Origin of the sequence: Nostoc sp. (assembly GCF_036919815.1) — a bacterium.
In the GTDB taxonomy this organism is placed as follows: Bacteria; Cyanobacteriota; Cyanobacteriia; order Cyanobacteriales; family Nostocaceae; genus Nostoc.
On record NZ_JBALCE010000048.1, the window covers coordinates 18330 to 28238 of the forward strand.

A 9909-nucleotide genomic window follows, 5' to 3' on the forward strand; every position below is an offset into this window, starting at 1 on the left:
GAGTGAGCAGATGTACTCCAACTCAAAACTTTCTGTTGCAATTCTGGGTGCAGGTGCTTGGGGTGCATCTCTGGCAAATCTAGCAACGGCAAATGGTCATCAGGTGCGTATCTGGTCGCGTCAAGGTTCCCAAACTCTGGAAGCAGTTTTAAAAGATGTCCAAATAGTTCTGTCTGCTATCTCGATGATTGGTGTGAGAGATGTTGCTTCCCAAGTCCACTCTTTCCCCCTTTCTCCAGAGACAATTTTTGTGACAGCGACCAAAGGCTTAGACCCTCAAACCACCTGCACGCCGTCGCAAATTTGGCAAACAGTATTCCCTAACCATGCAGTAGTTGTTTTGTCTGGGCCTAATTTATCGAAAGAAATTCAAATGGAATTACCAGCAGCTACGGTGGTAGCCAGTAATATTCCCACGGCGGCGGAAGTAGTGCAGTTAGTATTTTCGTCTCATCGTTTCCGGGTATATACCAATCCCGACCCTTTGGGGGTGGAACTGGGAGGAACACTGAAAAATGTGATTGCGATCGCAGCCGGTGTGTGCGATGGTTTACAACTGGGAACTAATGCCAAAGCTGCTTTAGTCACCCGTGGACTTACAGAAATGGTTCGCATCGGCAATGACTGGGGTGCAAAGACAGAAACATTTTATGGCTTATCTGGTTTAGGAGATTTGCTAGCAACCTGCAACAGTCCCTTAAGTCGCAATTATCAAGTCGGCTATCAGCTAGCTGGTGGTAAGTCACTTACAGAAACTCTCGCAAATTTACAAGGAACTGCTGAAGGAGTGAACACTTGTCGCGTTTTGATGCAACGAGCCAAGCAACAAAACATAGCTGTCCCGATTACCGAGCAAGTTTATCGGTTACTTCAAGGTGAAGTCACACCCCGACAAGCACTTGATGAACTGATGTTGCGAGATATCAAGCCAGAGTACAACTACTAAGTAGTCTGCCAAGTTGAAATTGACGGGTTAATACTGACACCAGGACACGAGAACGCGGTGACACAGTGAAATTTTCATTCTCCGCGTCTAGTGAAGTTCCAAGCGCCGGAATTTTCTCCGTGTCCCACTCTCTTTGCGTCGATATAATTTTTGCAGTTAGGGATTTCCAACAAATAAATTACTACTACTTGTGGGGTGGGCGACACGAGAGCCTTTGGCTAGGATGAGCAAGATGGCCACCCCAGAATAAGTGGTTGAGTATTTTTTTATTTGTCAGTCCCTTAATACTAATCACTTCTCAGATATCTATTAGTTCTACTTATACCTTAATAATCCTGAGAAAAAATTGGTAAATCGTCAGGATATTACTTTTGTGCCATGTAAATGTGACTATGCCAATTATAAAGATGACATTCACTGAAGGATGTTTGTACTGTGTTACAAAAAATACTACCAATCCTCATTAGGGTTGAAATGTTAACTAAGTAGTTTAAATATTGAAAACCTAGCTGCGGATTAAGTTCAGTAATACTGTATCGAATGAAACCATTACAGTTAATTTGTAAAAAAAATTGTAATGGAACGTTCAACCGTGTTAGTTCATCGTAAATCACGGGAACAATAGCAACAGTTGAATAGCTGACCGTAATCTAAGCTGACCGTAATCTATTGTTACCTGGAGCCATTGAGACAATCTTTATGCCAGCAACATCTTTTTATGCAGATGCCCCCTACAACACCAGAAAGTCCCGCCAGGCTTTGGACTCTGACCTCACCGTTGATGACAGTGAGTTATCGGTAGATGACCTACAGGAGCTGGAAATTGCTTCTGTTGACCATGCTAACTTTGCTGCTAACAATAACCGCCGTAGTACAGACCTAGTACGTCTATATCTTCAGGAAATTGGTCGAGTTCGCTTGTTAGGGCGGGATGAAGAAGTTTCAGAAGCTCAAAAAGTCCAACGCTACTTGCGGATGCGGATAGTGCTTGCTAACGCCGCAAAGCTTGGGGATGAAGTGATTACCCCTTATCTTCGGTTAATTGAAGTTCAAGAACGTTTAACTTCCGAACTCGGACATCGCCCGTCTTTGGAAAGATGGGCTGCGACTGCTGAGATAATTTTAGCGGATCTCAGACCGACTTTGGCAGATGGCAAACGTCGCTGGGCTGAAATTGGCAAGTTGACAGTAGAAGAGTTGGAGCAAGTTCAGTCCCAAGGACTCCAAGCAAAAGAACACATGATTAAGGCTAATCTTCGCCTAGTTGTGTCTGTTGCCAAGAAGTATCAAAATCGCGGTTTGGAATTGTTGGATTTAGTCCAAGAAGGCACACTGGGTTTAGAGCGGGCTGTAGAAAAATTTGATCCCACTAAGGGTTATCGCTTCAGTACCTATGCCTACTGGTGGATTCGTCAGGGAATTACAAGAGCGATCGCTACTTCTAGTCGCACGATCCGCCTACCTGTTCATATTACCGAAAAGTTAAACAAAATCAAAAAGGCGCAACGCAAAATTGCTCAAGAAAAAGGTCGCACCCCAACTCTAGAGGATTTAGCAACTGAGTTAGAGATGACACCGACTCAAGTACGAGAAGTTTTGTTGCGGGTGCCTCGCTCTGTTTCTTTGGAAACCAAGGTAGGCAAGGATAAAGATACTGAGTTAGGCGAATTACTCGAAACTGACTGTGTAACTCCAGAAGAGATGTTAATGCGAGAATCTTTACAAAGAGACTTGCATCATCTTCTCTCAGATTTGACTAGCCGGGAGCGCGATGTAATTTTGATGCGCTTTGGTTTGGCAGATGGTCATCCTTATTCTTTAGCAGAAATTGGACGCGCTCTTGACTTATCGCGGGAACGAGTCCGGCAAATTGAATCCAAGGCTTTGCAAAAGCTACGTCAACCCAAGCGACGCAACCTTATCCGCGACTATTTGGAGTCTCTAAGTTAGTCATTAGTCATTAGTCATTTGTCATTAGAAAACTACACTTGGCAAATGACTAGGGACAAAGGACTGATTTTATCCCAGGTTAAAACCCTTTTCAAAGTCAGGACTTACGCAAAGAATAGCCAAAAAGAATGATTTTCAGGTAGGGGCAATTCATGAATTGCCCCGGAGGGCGTGTAGTTTTGCGTAAGTTCTGAAAGTCTCTCGTTCCCATACTCTTCATGGGAATGGTTGATTAGGGGCTGCTGCCGTAAGTTAAATATTGAGTCAGAATTCAGTCTCTGACTCAATGAATACATTCCCATACGGAGTATGGGAACGAGGAAAAGGACTGATTTGATCCCCAGATGAAGAGTGCTGAGTGTGGTGAAAACCCTCTTATAAGCTTGTAGCAAATAATTTGCATTTAATTGTACAAGAGTTTCACCAGAGCTTTGCTCAGATATCTTGAAAGTGGGGATCAACTAAGCAATTCAAAATTCACTCATTCAAAATTCAAGATCAAGGGATGCAATCATTACAAGTATCCTAACTATTAACTGTGTGCAAATTAAATGCACTACAGCTTATTACTTGAATTTTGAGCAATATTTGATCAATTGTTCTTAAATATTTAGTATAAATTCTCAATAAGAAATGATTGTTGCAAATTGCTCCCAAGATTTGTTATATTCTCAACTAATGAGCTTTGTTGAGAAATATTAGTATGACTGTCTACACAACTACTTCACTCAAGGCAGAACTGAATGAACGAGGCTGGCGTTTAACTCCCCAGCGCGAAACAATTTTACACATTTTTCAAGAACTTCCGCAAGGTCAACATCTGAGTGCGGAAGACCTTTATCATCGACTAGAAACTGATGGTGAAGGGATTAGTCTGTCAACTATTTATCGGACTTTGAAGTTGATGGCAAGGATGGGACTTTTACGGGAATTAGAACTGGGCGAGGGACATAAGCATTATGAAATCAACCAGCCCTATCCCCATCATCACCATCACCTAATTTGTGTCAGGTGCAACTCAACTATTGAGTTTAAAAATGACTCAATTTTAAAAATTGGGGCGAAAACCGCTCAAAAAGAAGGTTTTCACCTGCTTGACTGTCAAATGACTATCCATGCAGTATGTCCCAAGTGCCAACGGGCACTAATGCCGCTTTAGCACTTGGGTAGAGAGTCAGATAAACTACTCAAATTAACCAAATAAGTGGAATTTTGAGCAGTTCGTAATTTGCTGTTACTGGAGGCAAGTAACCAGTTGGGGACTGATAGTGACAATACCAAAGCGGATGCTAAAAGCGTCCGCTCTTAAGATCCTTGAGACTGATACCGTAGAATTCTTGGGCTTGTTTAATTGCTTTTTTGGTGTCATCTGCCATCACACCGTTCAGCTTCCCTTTATAAAAACCCCGCTCCCGTAGTCGCGTTTGGATTTCTAGGGTATTAAATTCGCTTTTGCTAGTAGTATTAACTGAGCTATATAACTTAGATCGGGTAGTTGGGCCAGCAACGCCACTTGCGGTTAAGAAATTAGCTGCCTGAAATCTTGTTACAGCATCGGCAGTATAGGGACCATAGTAGCCATTTGGCTCTCCCTCTAAATATCCTGCCCGGATCAATTGTTCTTGAACAATTCTAACTGGCTCACCGCGATCGCCTACACGAAGTTTATCTCGATTGACTACCTTTTTAGGAGCGTCATCTCCATCACCGATGCCAACTCCGGGCAATTTACCTAATGTTGCTGGGCCAACAATTCCATCAACGCTTAATTTGTATGAATCTTGGAACCGCTTCACAGATTCTTCGGTAATTGGGCCAAATATTCCTGTGGCGTTCCCGTAATAAAAGCCTGCGACTCTTAACCGTTCTTGCAAAAGCCTGACATCTTCACCTTCATCTCCCTTAGCAAGGTAGTTGGGATTGTGGCGCTTGCTGGCTGAACTAGCTGAACTAGTAGTACTGGGCTTTTTCGCTTGTGTACTGAGCGAAGTCGAAGTATTGGGCTTTTTAGCTTGTGTAGTGGCAGTACTGGGCTTTTTCGCTTGCCAGCTTTCTAATTTTTCCAGGGTGCTTGCTCCAACAATGCCGTCTACTGGTAAACCAGCGACCTTTTGGAAGCGTCGCACAGATTCTTCTGTGGATACATCATATACTTTGGTAACAGTAGCTTGATAAAAGCCTGCTGTTTTCAACTTTTGTTGGAGATTTCTGACAGAAGGACCTTGATCGCCTTTTTCCAGTGCCATAACGCTGCTGACAGCGCCAAGAATGGATAAAGACAGAGCAAGGGGCAACATATACTTCCAAGCCCTACCAGAAAGCCGATTCCAGTCTGGTGCAGCTGCGTCCTTAAACAAAGAACTGAGGGAGACCAATTCACTGGGTGTACTGTCTTCGTAGGCGAAAGCTAGGTGCAAATACGCAAGATTTTCCATATTTGTTTCTTACACCATTGATTTTTCTTCGATAACTGCTTCAGCTTGATGTACTAGGTTCCTCAAGGCTTCTAGTGTTCTGATATTCACATCCTCCCACAAATTGCGCTTGTGTGCTTCTAATAATCTTTCAGCAATATCACGCAGAGCATAAGGGTTTTTTTCCTGAATAAATTCCGAGACAACTGGATCGAGCAAATAAGCCTCTACTATGCCTTGATACATATAATCTTCGACACATTTTGCTGTTGCATCGTAGGCAAATAGATAATCTACCGTCGCCGCCATTTCAAAAGCACCTTTGTAACCGTGGCGCATGACTCCGGCAATCCACTTGGGATTAACTACGCGAGAACGATACACTCGTGCGATTTCTTCTTTCAGTTGGCGGACTCGCGGTTGGGCGGGTATGGAATTATCACCAAAATAAGTTTGGGGATTTTTTCCCTGTAGAGAACGCACCGCAGCAGTTAAACCACCCTGAAATTGGTAATAATCATCAGAATCGAGTAGGTCATGTTCACGGTTATCTTGATTGTGCAGGACAACTTGCATTTTTGCCAACCGTTGCTCGAAGGCTTCGGGGGAGGGGAGGGGAGAGTTAGGAGAGACGCGATGAATCGCGTCTGTACAAGAGTTGGGAGTGGGGAGTGGGCTTGCCGTGAGCGAAGCCGAATGGGAGTGGGAATTAGGAAGAATTTCTGCTTTTGTGTTCCCCTGCTCCTCTGCTCCGCTTGCTGATGAGTAGGCGTAAGAACTCCAGTTGATGTAGGCGCGGGCTAAATCTTGGTCGTCTGTCCAGTTTTGTGATTCAATTAAACCTTGAAGTCCAGCGCCGTAAGCACCTGGACGCGAACCAAAGATGCGATAGTGCGATCGCACCACTGCTGCTTCTAAACTTAATCCTTGGCTTGTCCACAAGTCAGTTTCTTGGCGAACTGTATCGGCGAGGGGGTTTTGTTCTGGCGGTTCATCCAAGTCTGCTACTGCTGACACTGCTTGAGCGAATAAATCAATTAAGTTGGGAAAAGCATCCCGGAAGAATCCCGAAATTCGCAAGGTGACATCTACACGGGGACGCCCCAAAATCGCTAGAGGCAAAATTTCAAAATCCACTACTCGCCGTGCTGCACCATCCCACACAGGTTGAACTCCAAGTAAAGCTAAGGCTTCGGCTATATCATCACCACCTGTCCTCATGGTGGCTGTTCCCCACATTGATAAGCCTAGTGTTTTCGGATACTCACCATGTTCTTGAGTGTAATATTCCACGAGGGTTTCAGCAGCTTTTCTACCGATATCCCAAGCTGTTTCTGTGGGAATGGCGCGAATATCAACAGAATAAAAGTTTCTCCCTGTTGGTAGAACTTCTGGGCGGCCGCGCGTGGGTGCGCCTGCTGGGGCGCTTGGGACGTAACCGCCATCAAGTCCATGTAATAAGTGGGTAATTTCTTGGTGGGTTTGTTGTAAAGCTGGAAGTAGGCGATCGCGTATCCAGGTAGAGACGCGATTAATCGCGTCTGTGCTGGGGGGAGAGACGCGATGAATCGCGTCTGTACAAGAGTCCTGATTTATGAGTTGTTCTACTAGAAGGGCGGCGTGTTCTTCTAGGACTTCGACGATATCACCGAGGGTGCGGCATTGTGTGCCATTGACTATTAACCATTCACCACTAGTCATTGACAAATCTGCTGTCAATGGGTCGAAATCTAAACCCCAATCTTGAGCGATCGCACGGGTAATACCTGAAGAATAGCGATTGGGTATGCGAGCGATCGCTACTATTAAATCTCGCAGCTGGCGTCCTTGGGGACATTGCCCAAAAATGTGCAACCCATCGCGGATTTGGGCTTCTTTCAATTCACAAAGATAGCCACCGATGGAATTCAAAACTAGAGATTCCGAATTAAAAATTTCTGTTTCATTCTGGATTCCTAAATCTAGATGGAGATTTTCTTTGATTACCAGTTCGCGGATGCGATCGCGAATCACTGGTAAACGAGAAGGATCTAAACTGTCCGCTTCATAATACTCATCAATTAAATTTTCTAACTGTTGCAAAGAACCGTAGAGTTCCGCACGAGTCATCGGCGGCGTTAGATGATCTATAATCACCGCTTGAGCGCGACGTTTGGCTTGGGAACCTTCACCAGGATCATTCACAATAAATGGGTACAGGTGGGGAAGTGCGCCGAAAGCCACTTCTGGATAACAATTGCTGGATAAAGCCACACTTTTACCGGGTAGCCATTCGAGATTTCCGTGTTTTCCCACATGAACTACAGCATCAGCACCAAAAGATTCTCTGATCCAATAGTAGAAAGCTAAATAAGCATGGGTTGGTTCTAAATCCGGCGCATGATAATTCAAACTGGGGTCATTATCATAACCCCTTGGTGGCTGAATTCCTACGAAGACATTGCCGAGTTTAATTCCAGGAACGGGTATTGGGCATTGATTGTCCTCATGTCCCACTCCCCACCGCTCACTAATACCTTGCTGCACTGCTGGCGGTAAAGAAGCGAAATACTCTTGATACTCCTCCCAAGAAACACTTTGCTCTACCGGACGCCATTCTCGACCTTCGGGATCATTTGTGACGCCAGCTGTTAGCCGTTGAATCAACTCATCTCCTTGAGCGGGTGGATTTTCTACTTGATAACCAGCCTGATGTAAAGCTTGCAGGATTTCTACACAACTAGCTGGGGTATCGAGTCCGACACCATTGGCGAGGCGGCCATTTCGGTTGGGGTAATTTGCCAAAATTAGGGCAATTCGGCGCTCTTGGGGTGGTTTGTCACGTAGACGCGCCCAATTTGCTGCGAGTTTAGCAACGAACTCGATGCGATCGCTTACTGGTTCATAAATTACCACATCTGTTTCTAGATGGGGATTACGAGTTTGCACTGTTTTAAAAGACACAGCACGAGTAATAATCCGCCCATCTACTTCTGGTAGCGCCACATTCATCCCAATATCGCGGGGAGAAAGCCCTTGAAACTCTGACTCCCACTGCTCAATTGAGCCACCACTGAGGATCACCTGTAACACAGGCACATCTAATTTTTGCCACAGATCGGTTTGGGGTGTTTCACTTTCCAAGCGTGCTAGAGAAAAACTGGTGGTATTCAGCAGCACAGCTATTGATTCGCCTTCTTTGGGTTGGAAAAATTCACTCAATTCAACCTGAACATCGGGTTCACGCAATGAGGAAACAAACACTGGTACAGGTTGTAAATTTTTCTGTACCAAAGCTTCGCATAAAGCATCAATTACCTTAGTATTTCCCGCTAAATAATGGGCGCGGTAGAAAAGGATGCCGACTTTGGCGATTGGAGATTGGAAGCCTTGAGTATCTGAGGTGGATGAACGAGATTCTAACTCTCCCTCATCCCCCTCATCCCCACTCCCCACTCCCCATTCATACAACCCCACACGCGGAATTGGCCGTGGTGGCGCGGGATTGTATGCAGTTGACAAGCAAGTGTCGGCGATAAATTGCAGAGCATTAACGAAATTTTCCACGCCGCCTTCGCTAAAATACTGCCATATCTGGTTAACAACACCCAAAGGCACGGTAGACAGGGAAATTAAATCGGGATCAAAAGCGTCGTCCCCTGGCATTACAATCAGGTTTCTACCATTACGTTGCACCATTTCCTGCACTACTTCTAAGCCATAACCCCAGTAAGAACGTCCTCCTAACAGGCGCAAAATAATTACTTGGGCAAGTTCCAAAACTTGCTCTGCATAAGTATCTACACTTAATTGTTGCTGCAACTGCAACAGGTTGGCGACTCTTAATGCCGGAAAGCTTGCAGGTAATTTTGTTACCGCAGCTGCCAAAGTTTGAATGTCGGTATCAGCAGCCGTAATCAACACGAAAGGCGCGGGAGTTTGTTCTAGAAAAATTAAACCCTCTGACTGATTCCATCCACCCGATGTGCTACTTATACGATGCATAATACTGTCTTACCGTTTTATAACTCAGCCAAAGGAAGAAATAATAGCACTTCCAAGCTCAATTGCGCTGAATCCAGAGTGATAAATTACGCGGTGTACAACTTTCTCTCAAACCTAACCCCCAGCCCCTTCCCTACCAGCGTTGGGGAGCAAGACTTAAAGCCTCTCTCCGCTTCTCTGACGACAGGCTGACGCCAACGGGGAGAGGAATGGAAGCGGGGTTTTAAGAAGAAGTCGCACATCGCGTTAAATTAGTTAACCAAAGCACTGAATTTTTTATTTTGAGGCTAGGCTAATCAGCATTTTTTCAAAAATTTTTAACACAGGCTCCTCTCCATTGTCTCTAGTGAAAATACTATAATTGGGGTGAGAATTGATTTCAATCAAACAATATTGGTTATCTCGATCTAAGACGATATCTAAACCACCATAATCAATATCTAATTCTTCAAAAATTGGTTTAGCGAAATTAGCAATCTCTGACAATATTTGTGGATCATTGATATACTTGGCTTTTGCACCATCCCAGTGAAGAGGGCTGAGATTACCTGCAAATTTTGCATTAGTTATATCTTTTTCATAGAGTAGAACTAACTCTTTATTCAAAAAAACGGC

The 9909-nt window shown here is 44.5% G+C and carries 6 protein-coding genes; 3 read left to right on the plus strand and 3 right to left on the minus strand.

What is annotated here, in order from left to right:
• The first annotated feature begins 10 nt into the window (after positions 1 to 10).
• The 3 genes from V7K15_RS12340 (at position 11) to V7K15_RS12350 (ending at position 4055) form a co-directional block, all read left to right on the plus strand.
• Positions 11 to 946: an NAD(P)H-dependent glycerol-3-phosphate dehydrogenase gene (locus tag V7K15_RS12340; protein ID WP_334905790.1), complete on the plus strand. Its 936-nt coding sequence runs from the start codon at positions 11 to 13 to the stop codon at positions 944 to 946.
• A 699-nt stretch (positions 947 to 1645) separates the two neighbouring features.
• The gene (sigC, locus tag V7K15_RS12345) at positions 1646 to 2896 is read left to right on the plus strand and encodes an RNA polymerase sigma factor SigC (RefSeq protein ID WP_334905791.1); all 1251 of its coding nucleotides are present in this window, start codon (positions 1646 to 1648) and stop codon (positions 2894 to 2896) included.
• Positions 2897 to 3599: 703 nt separating this feature from the next.
• Positions 3600 to 4055 (plus strand): Fur family transcriptional regulator, encoded by a 456-nt coding sequence (locus V7K15_RS12350; RefSeq protein ID WP_292790390.1) that lies wholly within the window; start codon positions 3600 to 3602, stop codon positions 4053 to 4055.
• Between the two features lie 130 nt (positions 4056 to 4185).
• Here the strand turns inward: V7K15_RS12350 and V7K15_RS12355 are convergent, their stop codons facing one another.
• The 3 genes from V7K15_RS12355 to V7K15_RS12365 all read right to left on the minus strand — a co-directional run.
• The gene (locus V7K15_RS12355) at positions 4186 to 5331 is read right to left on the minus strand and encodes a peptidoglycan-binding domain-containing protein (RefSeq protein WP_334905792.1); all 1146 of its coding nucleotides are present in this window, start codon (positions 5329 to 5331) and stop codon (positions 4186 to 4188) included.
• Positions 5332 to 5340: 9 nt separating this feature from the next.
• Entirely contained in the window at positions 5341 to 9294 is a 3954-nt protein-coding gene (cobN, locus tag V7K15_RS12360) for a cobaltochelatase subunit CobN (protein ID WP_334905793.1), read from the minus strand.
• A gap of 276 nt (positions 9295 to 9570) precedes the next feature.
• Positions 9571 to 9909 (minus strand): YheC/YheD family protein (locus tag V7K15_RS12365; protein ID WP_334905794.1); only part of this gene is annotated, 339 nt, incomplete at its 5' end.

Bases quoted from the DNA above. Each gene is read 5' to 3' on its own strand.
- V7K15_RS12355 (WP_334905792.1), bottom strand. From the start codon at position 5,331: ATGGAAAATCTTGCGTATTTGCACCTAGCTTTCGCCTACGAAGACAGT.
- V7K15_RS12350 (WP_292790390.1), top strand. From the start codon at position 3,600: ATGACTGTCTACACAACTACTTCACTCAAGGCAGAACTGAATGAACGA.
- V7K15_RS12340 (WP_334905790.1), top strand. From the start codon at position 11: ATGTACTCCAACTCAAAACTTTCTGTTGCAATTCTGGGTGCAGGTGCT.
- cobN (WP_334905793.1), bottom strand. From the start codon at position 9,294: ATGCATCGTATAAGTAGCACATCGGGTGGATGGAATCAGTCAGAGGGT.
- sigC (WP_334905791.1), top strand. From the start codon at position 1,646: ATGCCAGCAACATCTTTTTATGCAGATGCCCCCTACAACACCAGAAAG.